Below are 17,952 nucleotides of genomic sequence, written 5' to 3'. Positions count from 1 at the left end.
ATGATGATAGCGTGTGGGTGTTCTTCTCTTTATGTGAGACCGTTCCTGTGCATCCTGCACTCACGGCATTAGTGCATCCATGCACGTCAGTAGGACATTGCTAAACTTCTATTCGTACCGCAAGGTACACCCGAAGAGCCCGTTACGAAAGTGACGGGCTTTTTGCTGTTATACCAATTGCATTAATTAACTGCCCACTTCTATCCAGTCTCTAGAGCATAACTTTATCACTCTGGAGACATCAGATATAAAGCTATTCCAAGCTCGACTGCATTCATCAACAATATCTTCATAACCTTTAAAACTTCTGTTCGCTAGTTCATTTTGCCTTAACCACTGCCAAACTTGTTCAATTGGGTTTAGCTCCGGTGAATAAGGCGGGAGCTTAATGATCGTTAAATTATACTAATTGGTATTGGGCAATGTTAAACATTATGTCGTTAGCATGCGCACCTTAAAAGCTAGCATTTAGAATGTCGTGCATTATACGTTGGTGAGGTATCTCTGAATAGAAAGCCTCATTGACATATGAATAGGTGATAAAATATTAAAAATACCTTAATAGATTTGATATTAAGCTTTAATATTGATGTTCTGTCCGATGTTTCCAGCCGGACTATTTGAACTCGCTGTTGGTGCTGCACTTTCAATTAATTGTAGCGCCATTTTACCTTGGTCTTCCGCAATCTCTTTTGCTTTAATGGCGACAGATAAAATTGTACCATTGCCGTTATTTGCCGGAGCAAAGCTTGAGGCGTTGTTAATATTAATAGACATGAACACAAATCTCCTAACTTCATTTATTGATAACATTTATTTGTTTAGGTTATCGGTCAATCTTTCTAAAACTTTATGTTAATCTAAAGTAATTATAGCAACAGAGTCACTTTACTGGTTTATATTTAATCGAAACTATCAAAAGGTCCAGACAAAAAGTGCTGGTACTTTCTTTCAGCTTGCTTTTCAGTGCCGATAGTGTCGTCAGTACTGTCTAATCCTGCTTCGCCTTGTAAGTTATGATCCACAAAGCATTCTGCTTGTATAATTTTATCTAGACTTGTTTTGTTTAACCACAGCCCATGACATTGAGGGCAAACAGTAACAGCTTCAGATTGAATTGTTTTGGCTATTAAAGGTTTTTGACATTGAGGACATAACATTATTTTATACTCTACTTTAAATTGGTAGCCTTGCATTGACTATAACTTTATACCTACTTGAATCACCTTAATAACTTCTTGCTACAAAACCAAGAAGTTTTAATATATTCAGTATAGTCTGCTATTTTAATATTACGAATAATGGGTATGAGATGTTCTAAAAAATATGCTATGCGTTAGAATACTGGTATTCTTTAATTGCTTAGCTTAAGTGGCGCAACTGGCTGTGTAACTTACACTAATATGGGTCTAAAACATGACAGAAGAACTACCTATTTCTATTGATATTTGTAGCATGCTGCTACAACAGTTTTCTAAAATTCCGTCAGTATGCAATAAACTTGAGGCCCAGTTTAATTTTCAAACCATGACAGCAAATTGGTATGCTAATGAAGATAATATTTTGCAGATAAGCTTATTATTAGTAACGTCTCAGGAGTTTATTGTCAATAAAAAAGAAAAATCGCAGCAGACAATAAAATACCATAGTGATGATGTACTTAGTTATTATGATAACAGTGAGCACCAACAAAAAATAATCTGTTATGTTGCCTTAACTGAAACAGAGTTGTCTATGGTAAATCAATACTCTAAACTATTGGCAGAATTACTCCATGTTAAGCTTAAGAAAGTACTTAACTTATTGGCAGAAGTGCATGGACTAACTGCCATTTGAACTTTTAATATAACTATGTCGATAAGCCGTGCTCGCCTTGATCGTTTCATCAGTGAGTTTTGTCAAATTAAGAAAAAAAATGTGCGGCTATTGTTAGCGCAAAAAAGAGTCACTGTGGATAGTGTTATTGCCACTGATATTGCGTTACCTATTAATAAATTTTCTGTTATTACACTGGACGATAAAATAATTCAACAGCACCAACCTTTGTATATAATGCTGCATAAACCTGTAGGGGTTATTTGTGCCACCAAAGATGATAAACATATCACAGTGGTAGACTTGTTAGCGGATTTATTATCTATTGAGGAAAGAGCAAGTTTGCATATTGTTGGGCGGTTAGATCTTAATACCTCAGGCTTAGTACTATTAACCAATGATAGCCGTTGGTCAGAGCGATTAACCTCCCCTAAAAACAAAATCCCTAAACATTACATAGTCACGTTAAAAAATAAATTAACACAAGCATATATACCTGCTTTTTCAGCAGGAATGTATTTTGCCTATGAAAAAATTACCACCCAACCAGCGGTGCTTAATTTACTTTCTCAATATCAAGCAGAAGTAATATTAACAGAGGGACGCTATCATCAGGTTAAACGAATGTTTGGTCGTTTTAATAACCCAGTTGTAGCATTACACCGAACTGCTATTGGCCCCTATGTATTAGACAACAGTTTACATGTAGGAGAAAGCAAATTAATCAATTTATCACTGTAGCCCAGCTGTTTAATTGCGTTACCTCAAGTAGTGGCCCTTTGAATCTCAGTTTATTTAACACCAAGTTCGCGTAAGCGCTCTAGTAAGTAGCTGGCTTGAGTGTGTTTATCAGATAACTTGACTTCACTACACGGATGTAAGAACAGTGGCAACGAAATGCGTGATTTTGTGCTGGCGCTACCAACAGGGTTAATAACTCTATGGGTGGTTGAGGGAAAGTAACCACCTGAGGCTTCTTGTAACATATCGCCGGTATTGATAATAAGATTGCCAAAATCACTGGGTACATCTAACCAAACTTTCGCTTTGCTTTGTACTTGTAAGCCAGCTTCATTTGCTGCAGGTAAAATGGTTAATAGGTTAATATCTTCATGTGCTGCGGCCCTAATAGCCCCAACTTCTTCATTACCTGTTAATGGTGGGTAATGGAGAACACGAAGTAACGTGTTGGGGGTATTTTCAATCATACTTGATAAGGATTGCGTATAATGTTTTGCTACCTCATCTGGGCTGTTATCTTCCACCCAATCGAGCAGTTCGCTAGCCAGGTCTGATGCTAATTGATAATAGTTGAGAATCTCGTTCTTTAGGGGGGGAGGTATACGTCCCCAAGGATATACATGAAAATATTCTTTTATGTCTTTTTTGGTATGGCCTTTGGCTGTTTCTGATACGCTAGGAGAGAAGTAGCCATCTTGCTTTTGGGGATCAAAGGTAAAATTGTATTTGTCGGTGCTATCAAAAAAAACTTTCCAGTTGTGGTAAATAGATTCTACTACCGATTGATTTATTGGGTGGTTTTTTAATACAGCAAAACCTGTTTCTCTTAAGCTCTTAACAAACCGTTTGGGGGCATCTTTGGCGGTGTAATCAACAACTGAAAGTGTCATTATGTTTCTCATTAAGATAAAGTGTTAGTTGATTGTAACTGGATATCAGTTATCATCAAGTTTAACAATAAGTAGTAGTTACTAATAACCATTACCAAAGCTTTACTATATAATAAATTCATCCTTATTTTTATAATTAAATGATTAACATTATGAACCTATCTTTTATTTCAACTCTTTTACTTGCGCTGGCGTTAACGGGTTGTGCTAGCAGTGATGATACCTGTGAAGATATCACTTTAGCTTCAGAGCAAATACAACAATGCCAAGCATTACAACGTCAAATAGTGAATGCAAAAGGTCAGCCCTTGTTTCGTACTGAGCTTGAGCGAAGATATCAACAAGACTGCATTGATGTGCGCTATTACCGTGATGAAAAGCAGTTAGCTATTTGCGGCAATAAACATAAAGCTGAAGAAATAGAAAAAAACTTAACCAATGAAGTGAGTAATAAGTAGTCATGCAGGCTTTATTTTACTTTAGGTAGATTTATTTTTAATAAAAGTCCATGATGCTTGTTTGATACGCGTGATCAATAAATAACATTACTCAGTAATAAAAGTAGTTAAGTTGGTAAGTTGTCCTTATGGTTAAAAAGAGTTCAAAAAAACAACCTGATATTATTCTGCAAAGTGAGGCGAAAGCAGTCGCTAAAGAGTTGTCGGCATTAAAAGTGCAACATCAAGATCTACAGTTGCGCTATAACGCCTTGTTTAATTTGAACCGTTTAGCGCAAGAGTGTGAAAACTTAAACCATTTTTATCCCAAAGTTCATCAAACTATCGCTTCATTAATGACAGCCAAAAACTTTTATATTGTTACATACGATCAAACCTTTTCTACCTTAGAGTTTGTGTACCATGTTGATGAAGTAGACCAAAAGCCTGATGGCGTTATAGATTATGACGACTTGTCAGGCTCATTTACGCATATGGTTATTGAATCATTACAACCATTACTAATAAGCCCCACTGTAGATAAAAAACTCCAAGAAAGTGGCGAGATAATGCAACATGGATCTGCAGGCACGGATTGGTTAGGCGTTCCCTTATTACATAACGACTTAGTGATTGGCGTTATGGTGGTACAAAGCTACGATCTAAAAATACGTTATAGTGAACAAGACCTTAAAATGCTAACTTTTGCTGCTCAACATGTGGTTGGCGCTATGATTCGTTTGCAAGATAAAGAACGTTTAACGAGTGCTGTTCATGCTCGTACGCATGAGTTAATGACACAGATTCGAGAACGAGAAAAGTCAGAGTTGTTACAAGAATCTTTATACCGTATTTCAGAGCTAGCAAATGATGCCAGTTTCGATATCAATGTCTTTTACTCAAAGGTACACAATATTGTTGGCCAATTAATTAACGCAACTAACTTTTTTATTGCTAAGTACGATAAAGAAAGTGACACAATTGAGTATGTATATGTGGTAGATGAAGGTTTAGACAGCAATCGGTGCAAGTTTGAAACAAGAAAACTATCGAACCATCATTCTGAGTTGGTCATTCGCCAACAAAAAACAGTGTTATTAACCAAGCAAGACATGCAGGACTTATATGAAAAAGGCGAGACGCGAAAGCCTACGTCAGGTGAACACTCTTGGTTAGGGGTTCCGTTATCTTATGCTGGAACATTACTAGGTGTCATGGTGATTCAAAGCTATAACGCTCGCACCGAATATAGTCAACAAGATGCGGAGCTATTAAATTTTGTTTCTAATCATGTTTCTTCAGCCATTAAACGGCGAGAAGCATCAGAAATGGAGAGGCAAAACCAAGAGCTGTTAGAAGAGCAGGTGAAGCTGCGAACCTTGGCTTTAGAAGAAGAGATTGCTCATCGTAAAAAAGCAGAAAAAAGACTAAAACATACCGCCTCGCATGACAGTTTAACGGGGTTGCCTAATCGGGCTGTTTTTCTTGAACTATTGAATCATGCGATTGCGAGCCATAAACGCAAAGACAATCTGACTTTTGCTATATTGTTTTTAGATCTTGACCGCTTCAAAGTTGTTAATGATAGTTTAGGGCATCAAGCGGGCGACACTTTACTAAAGCTGCTGGCTTATGAACTGTCGTCAATAATCCGGAGTAAAGACACGGTGGCTCGGCTTGGTGGCGATGAGTTTGTTATTTTAATTGAAGACCTTGACTCAGAGCAAAGAGCGTTTGATATAGCGCAACGCATCACAGATCTTCTCAAAGAACCTTTTGTTATCGATAATCAGTTAGTATTTACTGGCACTAGTATTGGTATCTTATTTAGCGATAAGCGCTACAATAGTGCTGATACCATGTTAAGAGATGCCGATACTGCGATGTATCATGCAAAGGACAATGGTAAAGGGTGCTATGAGGTATTTGATGCGAGTATGCACCAAAGGGTGCAAAATGCCTTATCACTTGAGTCAGACATTAGAGAAGCCATTGAATGGGATGAATTTATTCCTTATTTTCAACCCATAATGAAATTAAAAACCCAAGAGATACAAGGTTTTGAAGCCTTGGCTCGCTGGCCAAGTAGCAAGCGAGGTTTTGTGTTTCCAGATGAATTCATTCCTTTAGCAGAAGAAACTAACTTAGTACAAGCGATTGATTTTCAAATATTAAAAAAATCTTGCCAGCAACTTAAAATATGGCAAGAAAAATTATCCCGCCATGATCTGTATATTAGCTGTAACCTGTTTTGTAAGCAGTTTTTTAGTACAACATTACCAAACGATATCGAGAGTGTGCTTATTGAAACTGGCATAAAACCAGAAAACTTACGTGTTGAACTTACAGAACGCGCATTATTAGAAAACACCGATGTTGTGCTCTCAAATATGAAAGCGATTAAGAGGCTAGGTGTAAAAATATTATTAGATGACTTTGGCACTGGTTACTCTAGTTTAAATTACCTGCACAAGTTCCCTATTGATGTTCTCAAAATAGATCGCTCTTTTATTAGCAACGTTAATGAACATAAAAATAATAGAGCAATTATCAAAACTATTATTGATTTAGCGACCAACCTGGGTATGGCGACGGTCGGTGAAGGCATAGAGAGCCTTGAAGATGATAAGCTATTACAGGAAATGGACTGTGCCTTCGGCCAAGGTTATTATTACGCTAAGCCAATGCCTGCCCAAGACAGCGAACAATATATAATAAAGCACGCATTAACACTTAATCGCTCTAAAAGTAAGCAAGTTTAAATGCTAAGGTGCTCTGTGTAACTCAGCTTGGTTTAGGTATTTTTTAACGGCTTTGTTTGAGAAACATTAATTGCCGAGCTCAACAATGGTGACACTTTTTTCAATCGCTTTACCTTGGCGATATAGCTTGAAAAGTAATTCAGTATTTGGTCTGGTTTCTGCGACTATATCTAATGCTTGCACAATCGTTGTAATAGGATGTTCACCTATTTGGTAAACAACATCTCCTACTTCTATACCCGCTTTTTTCGCAGGGCCGTTAGGGTTTACTTCTTCAACAACAAACCCTTTGGCGTCGGCCGAATACTGAGTTGCTGAAATCCCTAGCCAACCTCGTACAACACGACCATTTTCAATAATCTGGTGCATTATTTTTGCGGCTAATTGATAGGGTATTGCAAAGAAAATACCTTGAATATTAAGTTGAGGATTCGACTGAGTGAACTTTCTTGAATTAATGCCTACCAGTACGCCATTACTGTTAATTAACGCACCGCCTGAATTACCTTCATTAATTGCGGCATCCATTTGCAGGAAATTTAAATAACTCGTGTTACTTAAGCCACTTCGGCCAGTAGCGCTAATAATACCTTGTGTTACTGTTTGTCCTAAGTTTAACGGGTTGCCTATTGCCAGGACAATGTCGCCTGCTAGAGATTTTTGATCGTGCTTTTGGGGAATGGTAGGCAAATTACTAGCATTCACTTTTAACACAGCCAAATCGGTTATTTGATCAAAACCAATAATTTGGGCAGGAAATTGTTGACCACTTTGCAAAACAACATGAATTAAATCAGCATTTTGAATAACATGTAGGTTGGTTAGGATGTAACCATTACTATTCATAATGACACCCGAGCCTAAAGTTGTCGTTTTTCTAGCTGCTCTACCGTAACCAGCACTAGACATGATGTCTTCAGAGTAAATATTGACAACTGCAGGGCTAGCCAAACTGACAGCTTTAGCGTAAGAAAGTGGAACTGATACCTTATCTTCGCGATTAAATATTTGCTCTATCATTGAATTTTCAGTTAAGTTTGGCTTTAAAAGAAGCAAGACAATGGCAAACAATACGCCATAACTAATAGAGTTTAAAATATATTTTAATATGGGTTTTAATTTCAAAAGGTCAGCCCAGAGTTATCGTTATCAGCTTGATTTGATAATAACTTTTTTTATTATAACAATGAGTTTAACATAAAATATTAGGCGAATAATAAATAAAAGATAATAAGTTAACGAATAAGGCCAGTTTTCACTGGCCTTATGCTTTTAATCGAGTGTTTTGTGCGTAATTATAATTACCTTATCATTAAGTATTGCGCGTAATTATCACGAATAATATTAAGAGCAAAGACACCTTTTTTATCTTTTAGGTAGCTACGCAAGTCAGCAACATTATTAATACGTGTTCGGTTGATTGCTCTGATTAAATCACCTGATTGTAAGCCAGCTAATGCTGCAGGCGAGTTCTCTTTCACATCAGTTACCAACACACCGTTATTATTACTATTGTTTTCTAATTTAGCGCCTTCAAACATACGGTGAATGGTGGCAGCGGCAATATTATTGGTTGATGACTGCTTTAATGTTACCTCTAGTTCTTTTTCCTTACCATTGCGTATAATGGTCAACTCTACTTTTTTGCCTGCGCCAATAGAGCCTATTTTACCGCGTAGTTCGTGAAAAGTTTTGATTGACTTACCGTTGACTTTAGTGATGACATCACCTGGTTTTATGCCTGCAATATCAGCTGCAGAATCAGGCATGACTTGCTCAATAAAGCCACCTTGGTTAGTGTCAAGTTCCATTGCTTTGGCAATTTCACTCGTAAGACTACGACCAGCAACGCCTAATACTCCTCGGTGTACTTCACCAAACTCAATGATTTGTTTGGTTAAGTTGCTCATCATGTTGCTAGGAATGGCAAAGCCAATACCAATATTGCCACCATTTGGCCCTAAAATGGCAGTATTGATACCGATTAACTCGCCACGTAAGTTAACCAAAGCACCGCCAGAGTTACCACTATTAATGGCGGCATCTGTTTGGATAAAGTCTTCATAGTCTTCAATGTTTAAACCGCTACGGCCCAAGGCACTCACAATACCAGAGGTAACAGTTTGGCCTAAACCAAAAGGACTACCAATAGCGATAGCAAAATCACCCACGCGCAATTTATCAGAATCTGCTATTTTAATTTCAGTAAGGTTGTCAGCATCAACTTGTAATAGGGCTATATCACTATCAGCATCAGATCCTATTTTTTTAGCTTCGAATTGTCGGCCATCTTTTAGTGTGATTAAAATCTCATCTGCTTTTTCAATTACATGGTTGTTAGTAACAATATAACCCTCTTTTGCATCAATAATAACCCCAGAGCCTAAGCCCCGAAAAGGACGCTGTTGTGCTCGGTTAGGATGCTGATTTGGGTTACCAAAGAATCGAAAAATATTGGGTACATTCTGTTGCACTTCATGAGTACCTTTCACGGCAATACTGACGACAGCAGGTGTTGATTTTTCTAACATAGGCGCAAGGCTTGGCATTGTTTTATCAGCAACACTACTAGGCCAAATAGAATAGGCTTGCGCATTTAGTGGCATTAGTGAGCTGGAAAGTAATACTGCGCTCAACACGGCAGATAGAGAAATGATAGATAATTTTTTCATATAGACGAGATCTCCTAGAACTTAATTTTAATCAACTATAAATAAGTTGATGTACCCCCAAATAGACTGAAATAAATATATTTAGTTCACAAATGCCCTTTGGGCATTTGTAACACCATGTTGCGTATAGAATTCCCTAAAATTTAACTTGTTGCGGAAGCGTCTTGTTGCTTTTGGTCAACAAATAAACCACTAGGCTCATCTGAGTAATCTAAAGGTGCTTCTATATTTAATGAGTTTTGCGCAGCGCTCGGTTTTTCTTGTCGTAATGCTGCCGTTTGCGCCAACTGGTCTTGTGTTTCTTGTGAAAAGTAAGGCATGCCACCAGCATCACTGGTAGTAGCTTGCTGTAATAACTCAGTGCTTTCTTTCATTTGTTTCATGGCACTTTGACAAGTCTCGTTCATCTTGTCTAGTAAGCTAGCAGAGCTGGCAAGGTGATCAGCAACATCGAGTTTATATTGAAATAATGCGGCTTCGCTCTTACTAACTTGTTCAGATAATTTACGTTGCTCTTTATTAGTCGAAGACAAAAAATGATTAACAAAAAAACCAACAATTGCTCCAACTAAAAAAACAATTAATACATTTACGACTGTCATAGGATTACCTTATCTGTATTGGAAATAAAATTTGTGATGAAATAACTTGGTTATAATTTACATTAATGCCAGTTGACTAAGTTTAGGATTTAATCACCTTGATATAGTATAATGCCAGTATTATTTTTAGTAGTGTTAACTTAGTTTTTCATTACAATATATCGCTAATTTTTTCTTTTTCAAGTAACTACCAACAAACAAGCCCAATATGGTTCATGCATGATCAAACTTTCTCCTATTGATAAATACAAACAAGACTTAATACAAGACGACTTTCTTTTTGATGCGGCCCAAGAAAACGCGGTAATGCATTTACAAAGGCTCTACGAAGATTTACAAGCCAAACCGGTCGAGGTTTCTGGTTTTAAACGGGTGTTAAACCGGTGGAAGAAAGTCTATAAAAAGCAAGAAGTAAAGCCGATTAAAGGCTTGTACTTTTGGGGAGGTGTTGGCAGAGGGAAAACCTATTTAGTTGACACTTTTTATGACTGCTTACCATTTGAAAATAAAATGCGCGTACATTTTCATCGTTTTATGCACCGTGTCCACCAAGAGCTCAAAGCGTTAACTGGGCAGTCGGATCCATTAAAAATTATTGCTAAAAAATTTGCGAAAGAAACGCGTATTATTTGTTTTGACGAGTTCTTTGTGTCAGATATTACTGATGCCATGATTTTAGGCGCTTTGTTTGAAGAGTTATTTGCGCACAATGTGATTCTAGTGGCTACGTCGAATATTGTGCCAGATGAACTTTATCGTAACGGTTTGCAACGAGAGCGTTTTTTACCTGCAATTCGGTTGATCAATGAACACACAGAAATTGTTAATGTTGATAGTGGTGTTGATTACCGGTTACGGACTTTAAAGCAGGCTGAAATTTATCATTACCCACTGGATCAAAAAGCAGAAGAAAACTTACGTTATTACTTTAAGCAACTCTCTTCTGAGCCTGGCCAAAGCGGTATAAGTATTGAAATCAATAACCGGCAGTTAGCCACCATACTTGTGTCAGACGGTGTAGTTTATTTTGATTTTTCAGTATTGTGTGAAAGTGCGCGCAGCCAAGGAGACTACATGGCTATTAGTCAGCTGTATCATACGGTTTTAATGGCGAATGTGAAACAAATGGGTCATGAAAGTGATGATAGCACTCGACGCTTTATTGCCTTGGTAGATGAGTTTTATGAGCGTAATGTAAAACTTATCATCTCGGCAGAGGTTGCGCTAGAGCAGCTTTATACCGGCGGTAATTTAGCCTTCGAATTTAAACGCTGCTTAAGCCGCTTGCAAGAGATGCAGTCACATGACTACCTTGCGAGTGAGCACTTACCTTAAGTTAAGGCGCCACAAAAATACTCAGTACTTTTGTGGCTTAGGCTTTATTCCCTCGGCGCTCTCTATAGTAAAGCTTGTTAATACATTAGGGTGTAAAGCTTACGGCGATATTGATTCGCTAAAGGGTCGCCTTTAGGCATTGACTTTAAAACATCTAAAAGCAACTCTTTGCTTTTATCTTGTGTCTGTTTATCATTCATTTGTACTAACCGAAATAAAATTTTTAATGCATCTTCATAGCGGTTTACTTGGCTATATTGGCTGGCGAGTTGGTGTTGAATATCAATATTGTTTGGGTCGTTGTTAAATTCAGCTTCTAGTGTTTGAATTTCGGGTGAGTTTGCGGCTTGGTTTGCCAATTCTAACTTAGCGACTAACGCATGGTAGTCGCTGTTTTGATCTACCATTTTTATACTATCAAGTAAGGCTTGCGCTTCAACTATTTTACCGGTTTGGGTAAAAAGGTCGATTAAGATGAACTTTATGTCTGCGCGTTGCTCATCTAGCTGGTGTGCTTGTGTAATTGCACTGTACGCGTCGGTATAGTTTTTTTCACTTAACGCGGTCTGAGCTTGTGCCAGTAGCAAGTCTTCTGGTTTTGGTAAGTGCTTATCTAAAAACGTTGCAATAGTCTCGTCAGTTTGCGGGCCAGAAACGCCATCAATAGGTTGACCATCTTTCACTAAAACAGCCGTAGGTAACCCTTGAATACCAAATTGTTGTGCGATTGGGTGTTGTGTCTCACAGTCTACTGTTGCCATCACCATTTGTTGAGTGTATGGAGCGATCTTTGCTGCTAATTTATCTCTTAATGCAATACTCTCGGGTATTTGTTGCGCCCAAAAAGCAACTAAAACTAATTTGCTTTTTGACTCATCTATTACTACTTGTTGAAAATTATCTAAGGTGGTTGCAGTCATATTTTAGTTCACTCTGTATGCTGTGGTGTGTAATTTTTTTGAAATAATGTGTAAAGCCAAGTGCTGTTAACCTAATAAAAACCATAATAGGGCAAAGCCTAAAATTAAACGGTAAACAACAAAAGGCATCATGCCGAGTTTATTTAATATTATAAGAAAATAATGGATACAAGCATAAGCGCTAATAAAAGCCAAGAAGCTACCCAGTGCGATTGCTTGCCAATCAACCCCTTCCGTTGATAAAACTAATTTTAGTGTTAAATAGCTGCCGGCCATTGCGATAGCAGGAATAGACAGCAAAAATGAAAAGCGGGCAGCATTTTCTCTAGATAACCCAAGCATTAAGCCAATGGTCATAGTGATGCCAGAGCGAGAAGTGCCCGGTATTAAAGCAACAGCTTGTGCTAAACCAATCAGCATTGCGCCTTTAAGCCCCAGCTTTTCAAATGTTTTATGAGTTTTACGATGGCCGGCTTTTATGTCGGCAAAGCCTAATAAAAAACCAAACAAAAGTGTCGTAACAGCAATGACAAGGGCAGAGCGAAAGTGTTCTTCTATAAAGTCTTTACCGAGTAAGCCGAATAAGCCTGCAGGTATAGTAGCCAATAGAATCCACCAAGCTAATTTACCCTCAAACTTTAGTTGCGTGTCAGTATTGTGCTTTTCAGGGCCAATATTCATACTGCCAAGCCAAGCGACCGACATGGCACCTAAGGTTTTGCGAAAGTAGAACATTACCGCTAAAAGTGAGCCTACATGTACCGCAACATCAAAAGCTAAACCTTGGTCTTGCCAGCCTAAAATTTGTGAAGGCAATATCAAATGTGCGGAACTTGAAATGGGTAAAAACTCTGTTAACCCTTGTAATAAAGCTAAAATAATAATTTCTAACGTGCTCATAATTTTCATTCTTACCTTTTAGGGAAATAGTTACCAACAATTATTAATTCTTTTAAGGTGCTGGCTTGTCTTTTCATAGTTTTGCCACAGTGTTTGATAATCTAGTTGGTATATTGGGTGTACTAGCTTAGGAGCTACCTCGCTTAATGGCCAAAGCACAAAAGCATTTTTATTTATTTCTTCTCTGGGGAGTTGCGCTGGCGTGTCAATGATCAGGTTATCGTATAGCAATAAGTCGAGGTCTAATGTTCGAGGGCTAAACTTTTTCGCGTCAAGAGGGCGGCCATAGTCAATCTCAATTTTTCGTAGCTTGTTTGTCACCTCTGTAACATCATCTTGGGTTTGAATGCCAATAACCATATTATAAAAAGCCTTACCACTAAAGCCTACAGCTTCACTTTCAAATAACGATGATAAAGCTAAGTGTTCAAAAGGTATAGCAAAGGTTCTAGCGAGTGCCTTTAGCCCCTGTTGAACATGATATTGGCGGTTAATATTACTGCCTAATGAAATATAAATATTAGCCATTACTTTATTTTTCAATATAAGGTTTGTTGTGTGTAAGTTGGCCACGTTCAATTTCAACACCAACAGTCGCTGCATTATGTACCGCACCCGGTTTGCCAATAGTTAAGCGCAGCCACGGAATATGATAATGTGATATTAAATAATCTGCCATACGTTCGGCTAAGGTCTCTAATAAATCAACAGGATTGGCATTAGCGAAGGTTTCAATCGCCGTTGAAATTTCAGCATAGTCTAAGGTTTTTGCTAGCTCATCGTTTATCGCTGCTTTGGCTGTATCCCAAGCCATATCGAGGTCAATCACTAAGGTTTGTTTTATTTCCTTCTCCCATTGAAAAAAACCAATGGTGGTTTGAATTGTCAAACCTTTGATAAAAACCTTATCCATTTATTCCCCACTCAATAATAATTACAAAATAAAAAGTGAGTTTACCTGTGCAAGTGTAGAAAAACTAGCAGATAACAAGCTAGAATAAAGAAAGTTGTTATATTTGTGATGATTCTTATTATTATGCTGCTTTTAACCCTTGCCATGATCGCCGTTGCTTATTTGCTAGGCTCAATTTCGAGTGCTATTTTAGTGTGTAAAATACTGGGGTTACCTGATCCTCGCACCACAGGCTCTAATAACCCAGGGGCAACCAATGTTTTAAGGATCAGTAATAAATTAACAGCATTTACGGTGTTATTTCTTGATGTTTTAAAAGGTACTGTACCAGTTTGGGGGGCTTACTTTTTACAAATAGAGCCGCTATATTTAGGCTTTGTTGGAGTAGCTGCTTGTTTAGGGCACATGTACCCAATGTTTTTTAATTTTCAAGGCGGGAAAGCGGTCGCGACTGCTTTAGGGACTTTACTGCCCATTGGTTTAGGTTTGGGCGCTTTACTGATCATGACTTGGATTGTCGTGGCAAAACTTACCAAGTACTCAAGTTTAGCTGCTATTGTTACTGTCTCTTTAGCGCCACTTTATGTTTTTTTGCTCAAACCACTTTACGTATACCCTACAATAATGCTGAGCGCGTTAATTATATTGCGTCATAAAGACAATATAACACGCTTACTCACAGGGGTGGAGAGTAAAATATCCACTAAAATAAATTAGCCGGTTGAGGCAGGCAATATTTGAAGGTTGGTATTACACCGCAGGTAAACTGTCTAACGACCAACGCGGGTTAGCTTTAAAAGTTAGGTCTGCATGGGCTCCTGCTTTTAATCGCTGCAAACCTGCGTAAGCGATCATCGCGCCATTGTCAGTACAAAACTCAGGTCTAGGGTAAAAAACACTCCCGCCAAGTTTTTTTGTAGTAATGGCTAGCTTATCTCTTAGTGAAGTATTTGCGCTAACGCCACCAGCAATAACTAAACGACTTAAGCTTTCTTGTTGCAGCGCACGTTTGCACTTTATTGCTAACGTATCTACCACCGCTTGTTGAAAAGCATTAGCTATGTCGGCGTGGGTTTGTTTTAGTTCATCGCTGGCTAGGCTTTTTCCCTTTGGACAAAAGCATTCTTGTCTTACTAAAGTGCCAGCGGCTGTTTTTAAACCACTAAAGCTAAAGTCTAAACCGGGTCTATCTGTCATTGGACGGGGTAATTTAAAGCGGCCAGCGACACCTGACTCAGCCATTTTTGATAAAGCCGGACCACCGGGGTAGTCTAACCCTAAAAGTTTTGCTGTTTTATCAAAAGCTTCACCGGCTGCGTCATCAACAGACTCGCCTAATAATTTATACTGCCCAATGCCGTCAACACGCACTAACATGGTATGGCCACCAGAAACAAGTAATGCCACAAAAGGAAACTCAGGTACATTATCTTCTAGCATTGGCGCCAACAAGTGCCCCTCCATATGATGGACAGGCACAGCAGGTAAATTCCAGCCGTAAGCTAAACTTCTGCCTATAGAGCAGCCAACCAAGAGTGCACCGACTAACCCTGGGCCAGCAGTATATGCAACACCGTCTAAGTCTGCAGGGGTTAGGTTAGCTTCTTTTAATGCCGCTTTTATTAAAGGGATAGTTTTGCGAACATGGTCTCTAGAGGCTAGCTCAGGTACAACGCCACCGTAATCTGCATGCACGGCAATTTGACTATACAGCTGATGTGCTAATATGCCTGCAGGGCGATCGCCTTGACCATCGTCGTAAATAGCAATACCTGTTTCGTCGCAAGACGTTTCAATACCTAAAATTCGCATAAAATTGTGTTCTACTTACCAAAAAGAAGCAATTTTACCTTTACTGGTGCTATTTCGCCAGTATATTTAACATAGCTATTAGATTAATCTTTACATTGCTATGTACTTAGCAGTAGAATATGTCACCCATTTTTAATAGAGCGGGTGTAAACAAGATTTTTAGTTTTTTAATAACACCGTTTAATATAAAAATGTTAAACGTAAAAAACAATGGGAAGTCGAAGTTAAACACCGATTTATATAGATATAATACTAAGGTAAAATAGTACATGCCAGTAATTAAAGTTAGAGAAAACGAACCATTTGACGTAGCACTACGTCGTTTTAAACGTTCATGTGAAAAAGCAGGAATCCTTTCAGAAGTTCGTCGTCGCGAATGTTATGAAAAGCCAACTTGGGAACGTAAACGTAAAAAAGCAGCCGCTGTTAAACGTGCCGCTAAAAAAGTTTCTCGTGAGAACGCACGCCACGTTCGCATGTACTAAACATTCTTTGTTAAGAATGCCCTTAGTAAGCTTTGGAGAAGATTAGATGTCACTTCTAATGCAACTCAAAGATGAAATGAAAAATGCCATGCGGGCCAAAGATAAGTTACGTCTTGGGGTTATTCGTATGGCGATTTCTGCAGTTAAACTTGCTGAAATTGAGCACAACAGTGAAGCAACAGACGACAACGTGATAGCCGTTTTGACTAAAATGGTGAAACAACGTAAAGAGTCGATTAAAATGTTTACTGACGGTGGTCGTGCTGAGTTAGCCGCTAAAGAAGCTGAAGAAGTGAAAGTATTAGAGTTCTTTCTTCCGCAAGCGCTAACCAGTGCAGAGATTAACGATTTAATCAATAAAGCAATTGCTGATACCGGCGCTGCCTCAATGGCAGACATGGGAAAAGTAATGGCGGTGTTAAAACCTTTAATGCAGGGTAGGGCAGATATGGGCACAGTGAGTGGCCAAATAAAATCTGCCTTAAACTAGTTTGGCTTAGCGTTAAAGAGCGAAAACAATAAAGGTAAACGTTTGAATAAAACCGTAATGATGAAAATTGTTACGGTTTTTTGTTTTTAATGCAAGTAAATATTATTTAGCACCAACAGCCTCAGGCTCTGGCCATTGCTGCGCGCTTAACAGGCCTCGTTCAATCATCCCACCTAGTCCTTGCATACCACCGGTATGTAATAAAACAATACGCTCTCCTGGGCGAAAGTAGCCTTGTGCAAGTAATTCAAGCAAAGCTAAGATCATTTTACCTGAATAAATAGGCTCAAAATCTACCCCAGTTATACGATTAAACTCCAGTATACGGTTGGCGTCTAAGGGGCTAAATTTGGCATAGCCACCACGATGAAACTGAGTCAATAGTTGCCATTTATCATGGTTGTTTGCCCAAGTAGGCGCACCTTCGCCTGAGGCTTTACCAGCAAGTAAGTTATCTATTTCGGTGGTTAGGTAGTCAGCTTCTTTAAGTACAGCAACCCCTAATATTTTATGAAGGTGTTTGTTTAGATGAAAGTCACCGTAAACAAGTCCTGCTAGAGTACCAGCACTACCAACAGGGGTTATTAATGTGTCATAAGTCGTTTGTTGGTTTAATTCTGTAATAACCTCAGCAACGCCGTCAATGGCGCGTGTGTTACTGCCGCCTTCAGGCACAATAAAGTAATGGGGGTAGTCTTGCTGTAGCTGTGTTAAGTAGTCTGTGTCGTGCCGGCGCCGGTAGGTTTTTCGGTCAACAAAATGCAGTTCCATGCCCCAGTGCTGAGCCCATGACAAGGTAAAATTATTCACATGGTGTTCTTCGCCACGTATGATACCGATACAGGGGATATGCTTTTGATAGCAAGCAAACGCTAAGGCATGAATATGGTTAGAGTAACTGCCGCCAAAACTAAGTACACCTTTTATATCGTTATTTTTTATCACGTATTCTAAATTATACTTAAGCTTGCGCCATTTATTACCCGAGATGATCGGGTGTATGGTGTCATCACGTTTAACTTGCACAGTAACATTATGTTGCGTAAATATAGGGTGATACAGTGTTTGTATTTGAGATAAAATAGTCATTAGCACTAAGCTACAATAGAAAAGTTGAAAAAATATAAATCAGCGAAAAAACTTGCAGGAGTATGCTAATAAAGGATAATGTTAAAATA

Annotated in this window: 20 protein-coding genes and 1 pseudogene; 8 read left to right on the top strand and 13 right to left on the bottom strand. The window is 38.5% G+C overall.

What is annotated here, in order from left to right; genetic code table 11:
• Positions 1-186: 186 nt before the first annotated feature.
• From AC0UA9_RS16015 to AC0UA9_RS16005, 3 genes and pseudogenes are all read right to left on the bottom strand, one after another.
• A pseudogene (locus AC0UA9_RS16015) lies at positions 187-402 on the bottom strand (transposase); the annotation flags it as partial.
• 171 nt (positions 403-573) lie between these two features.
• Positions 574-777: a cytoplasmic protein gene (locus tag AC0UA9_RS16010; RefSeq protein ID WP_475661542.1), complete on the bottom strand. Its 204-nt coding sequence runs from the start codon at positions 775-777 to the stop codon at positions 574-576.
• A 125-nt stretch (positions 778-902) separates the two neighbouring features.
• On the bottom strand, positions 903-1,196 hold the full coding sequence (locus AC0UA9_RS16005; RefSeq protein WP_475661540.1) for a TFIIB-type zinc ribbon-containing protein: 294 nt from the start codon (positions 1,194-1,196) through the stop codon (positions 903-905).
• A 220-nt stretch (positions 1,197-1,416) separates the two neighbouring features.
• On the opposite strand from AC0UA9_RS16005, the gene AC0UA9_RS16000 reads away from it, so the two are divergent.
• Together AC0UA9_RS16000 and AC0UA9_RS15995 are read left to right on the top strand one after the other, a co-directional pair.
• Positions 1,417-1,836: a hypothetical protein gene (locus AC0UA9_RS16000; protein WP_475661538.1), complete on the top strand. Its 420-nt coding sequence runs from the start codon at positions 1,417-1,419 to the stop codon at positions 1,834-1,836.
• A gap of 15 nt (positions 1,837-1,851) precedes the next feature.
• Complete coding sequence (locus AC0UA9_RS15995) at positions 1,852-2,556, top strand: pseudouridine synthase (RefSeq protein ID WP_475661536.1); 705 nt, start codon at positions 1,852-1,854, stop codon at positions 2,554-2,556.
• Between the two features lie 50 nt (positions 2,557-2,606).
• Here the strand turns inward: AC0UA9_RS15995 and AC0UA9_RS15990 are convergent, their stop codons facing one another.
• Complete coding sequence (locus AC0UA9_RS15990) at positions 2,607-3,446, bottom strand: 2OG-Fe(II) oxygenase family protein (protein ID WP_475661534.1); 840 nt, start codon at positions 3,444-3,446, stop codon at positions 2,607-2,609.
• 152 nt (positions 3,447-3,598) lie between these two features.
• On the opposite strand from AC0UA9_RS15990, the gene AC0UA9_RS15985 reads away from it, so the two are divergent.
• Together AC0UA9_RS15985 and AC0UA9_RS15980 are read left to right on the top strand one after the other, a co-directional pair.
• Positions 3,599-3,904 carry a hypothetical protein gene (locus tag AC0UA9_RS15985; protein WP_475661532.1) on the top strand — a complete coding sequence of 102 codons (306 nt, stop codon included), beginning with the start codon at positions 3,599-3,601 and terminating at the stop codon, positions 3,902-3,904.
• A gap of 128 nt (positions 3,905-4,032) precedes the next feature.
• A complete protein-coding gene (locus AC0UA9_RS15980) occupies positions 4,033-6,645 on the top strand; it encodes a bifunctional diguanylate cyclase/phosphodiesterase (protein WP_475661530.1) in 2,613 nt (870 codons plus the stop codon).
• 66 nt (positions 6,646-6,711) lie between these two features.
• Here AC0UA9_RS15980 and AC0UA9_RS15975 read toward each other — a convergent pair whose 3' ends face one another.
• The 3 genes from AC0UA9_RS15975 to AC0UA9_RS15965 all read right to left on the bottom strand — a co-directional run bounded on the left by AC0UA9_RS15975 (position 6,712) and on the right by AC0UA9_RS15965 (position 9,919).
• On the bottom strand, positions 6,712-7,770 hold the full coding sequence (locus AC0UA9_RS15975) for a trypsin-like peptidase domain-containing protein (protein WP_475661527.1): 1,059 nt from the start codon (positions 7,768-7,770) through the stop codon (positions 6,712-6,714).
• 176 nt (positions 7,771-7,946) lie between these two features.
• Complete coding sequence (locus AC0UA9_RS15970; protein ID WP_475661525.1) at positions 7,947-9,317, bottom strand: DegQ family serine endoprotease; 1,371 nt, start codon at positions 9,315-9,317, stop codon at positions 7,947-7,949.
• 143 nt (positions 9,318-9,460) lie between these two features.
• Positions 9,461-9,919, bottom strand: a complete 459-nt coding sequence (locus AC0UA9_RS15965) for a Z-ring associated ZapG family protein (RefSeq protein WP_475661521.1) — start codon at positions 9,917-9,919, stop codon at positions 9,461-9,463.
• Positions 9,920-10,138: 219 nt separating this feature from the next.
• Between AC0UA9_RS15965 and zapE the strand changes: the two genes are divergently transcribed.
• A complete protein-coding gene (gene zapE, locus AC0UA9_RS15960) occupies positions 10,139-11,254 on the top strand; it encodes a cell division protein ZapE (protein ID WP_475661518.1) in 1,116 nt (371 codons plus the stop codon).
• Between the two features lie 77 nt (positions 11,255-11,331).
• On the opposite strand, the gene AC0UA9_RS15955 is transcribed toward zapE, so the two are convergent.
• The 4 genes from AC0UA9_RS15955 to folB all read right to left on the bottom strand — a co-directional run bounded on the left by AC0UA9_RS15955 (position 11,332) and on the right by folB (position 13,987).
• The gene (locus AC0UA9_RS15955; RefSeq protein ID WP_475661516.1) at positions 11,332-12,174 is read right to left on the bottom strand and encodes a tetratricopeptide repeat protein; all 843 of its coding nucleotides are present in this window, start codon (positions 12,172-12,174) and stop codon (positions 11,332-11,334) included.
• A 66-nt stretch (positions 12,175-12,240) separates the two neighbouring features.
• Entirely contained in the window at positions 12,241-13,074 is an 834-nt protein-coding gene (locus tag AC0UA9_RS15950) for an undecaprenyl-diphosphate phosphatase (RefSeq protein WP_475661515.1), read from the bottom strand.
• Positions 13,075-13,104: 30 nt separating this feature from the next.
• Complete coding sequence (gene folK, locus AC0UA9_RS15945) at positions 13,105-13,602, bottom strand: 2-amino-4-hydroxy-6-hydroxymethyldihydropteridine diphosphokinase (protein ID WP_475661512.1); 498 nt, start codon at positions 13,600-13,602, stop codon at positions 13,105-13,107.
• A 4-nt stretch (positions 13,603-13,606) separates the two neighbouring features.
• Positions 13,607-13,987: a dihydroneopterin aldolase gene (gene folB, locus AC0UA9_RS15940; protein ID WP_475661511.1), complete on the bottom strand. Its 381-nt coding sequence runs from the start codon at positions 13,985-13,987 to the stop codon at positions 13,607-13,609.
• A 123-nt stretch (positions 13,988-14,110) separates the two neighbouring features.
• Here folB and plsY point away from each other — a divergent pair, with 123 nt between their 5' ends.
• Complete coding sequence (gene plsY / locus AC0UA9_RS15935) at positions 14,111-14,704, top strand: glycerol-3-phosphate 1-O-acyltransferase PlsY (protein WP_475661543.1); 594 nt, start codon at positions 14,111-14,113, stop codon at positions 14,702-14,704.
• A gap of 33 nt (positions 14,705-14,737) precedes the next feature.
• Here the strand turns inward: plsY and tsaD are convergent, their stop codons facing one another.
• Positions 14,738-15,799 (bottom strand): tRNA (adenosine(37)-N6)-threonylcarbamoyltransferase complex transferase subunit TsaD, encoded by a 1,062-nt coding sequence (gene tsaD / locus AC0UA9_RS15930; protein ID WP_475661509.1) that lies wholly within the window; start codon positions 15,797-15,799, stop codon positions 14,738-14,740.
• Positions 15,800-16,068: 269 nt separating this feature from the next.
• Between tsaD and rpsU the strand changes: the two genes are divergently transcribed.
• Entirely contained in the window at positions 16,069-16,284 is a 216-nt protein-coding gene (gene rpsU / locus AC0UA9_RS15925; RefSeq protein WP_114326764.1) for a 30S ribosomal protein S21, read from the top strand.
• Between the two features lie 46 nt (positions 16,285-16,330).
• Positions 16,331-16,774 carry a GatB/YqeY domain-containing protein gene (locus AC0UA9_RS15920; RefSeq protein ID WP_475661507.1) on the top strand — a complete coding sequence of 148 codons (444 nt, stop codon included), beginning with the start codon at positions 16,331-16,333 and terminating at the stop codon, positions 16,772-16,774.
• Positions 16,775-16,876: 102 nt separating this feature from the next.
• Here the strand turns inward: AC0UA9_RS15920 and AC0UA9_RS15915 are convergent, their stop codons facing one another.
• Positions 16,877-17,863: a 1-aminocyclopropane-1-carboxylate deaminase/D-cysteine desulfhydrase gene (locus AC0UA9_RS15915; protein WP_475661505.1), complete on the bottom strand. Its 987-nt coding sequence runs from the start codon at positions 17,861-17,863 to the stop codon at positions 16,877-16,879.
• Between the last annotated feature and the right edge of the window lie 89 nt (positions 17,864-17,952).

This window comes from Colwellia sp. F1, assembly GCF_056238625.1.
The sequence above is the reverse complement of the archived record's forward strand: the minus strand, read 5'-3'. Positions and strand labels throughout refer to the sequence as shown.

Coding starts and splice junctions, on each gene's coding strand:
- AC0UA9_RS16010 (WP_475661542.1), bottom strand. CDS start 777: ATGTCTATTAATATTAACAACGCCTCAAGCTTTGCTCCGGCAAATAAC.
- AC0UA9_RS16005 (WP_475661540.1), bottom strand. CDS start 1,196: ATGCAAGGCTACCAATTTAAAGTAGAGTATAAAATAATGTTATGTCCT.
- AC0UA9_RS16000 (WP_475661538.1), top strand. CDS start 1,417: ATGACAGAAGAACTACCTATTTCTATTGATATTTGTAGCATGCTGCTA.
- AC0UA9_RS15995 (WP_475661536.1), top strand. CDS start 1,852: ATGTCGATAAGCCGTGCTCGCCTTGATCGTTTCATCAGTGAGTTTTGT.
- AC0UA9_RS15990 (WP_475661534.1), bottom strand. CDS start 3,446: ATGACACTTTCAGTTGTTGATTACACCGCCAAAGATGCCCCCAAACGG.
- AC0UA9_RS15985 (WP_475661532.1), top strand. CDS start 3,599: ATGAACCTATCTTTTATTTCAACTCTTTTACTTGCGCTGGCGTTAACG.
- AC0UA9_RS15980 (WP_475661530.1), top strand. CDS start 4,033: ATGGTTAAAAAGAGTTCAAAAAAACAACCTGATATTATTCTGCAAAGT.
- AC0UA9_RS15970 (WP_475661525.1), bottom strand. CDS start 9,317: ATGAAAAAATTATCTATCATTTCTCTATCTGCCGTGTTGAGCGCAGTA.
- AC0UA9_RS15965 (WP_475661521.1), bottom strand. CDS start 9,919: ATGACAGTCGTAAATGTATTAATTGTTTTTTTAGTTGGAGCAATTGTT.
- zapE (WP_475661518.1), top strand. CDS start 10,139: ATGATCAAACTTTCTCCTATTGATAAATACAAACAAGACTTAATACAA.
- AC0UA9_RS15955 (WP_475661516.1), bottom strand. CDS start 12,174: ATGACTGCAACCACCTTAGATAATTTTCAACAAGTAGTAATAGATGAG.
- AC0UA9_RS15950 (WP_475661515.1), bottom strand. CDS start 13,074: ATGAGCACGTTAGAAATTATTATTTTAGCTTTATTACAAGGGTTAACA.
- folK (WP_475661512.1), bottom strand. CDS start 13,602: ATGGCTAATATTTATATTTCATTAGGCAGTAATATTAACCGCCAATAT.
- folB (WP_475661511.1), bottom strand. CDS start 13,987: ATGGATAAGGTTTTTATCAAAGGTTTGACAATTCAAACCACCATTGGT.
- plsY (WP_475661543.1), top strand. CDS start 14,111: ATGCTGCTTTTAACCCTTGCCATGATCGCCGTTGCTTATTTGCTAGGC.
- tsaD (WP_475661509.1), bottom strand. CDS start 15,799: ATGCGAATTTTAGGTATTGAAACGTCTTGCGACGAAACAGGTATTGCT.
- rpsU (WP_114326764.1), top strand. CDS start 16,069: ATGCCAGTAATTAAAGTTAGAGAAAACGAACCATTTGACGTAGCACTA.
- AC0UA9_RS15920 (WP_475661507.1), top strand. CDS start 16,331: ATGTCACTTCTAATGCAACTCAAAGATGAAATGAAAAATGCCATGCGG.
- AC0UA9_RS15915 (WP_475661505.1), bottom strand. CDS start 17,863: ATGACTATTTTATCTCAAATACAAACACTGTATCACCCTATATTTACG.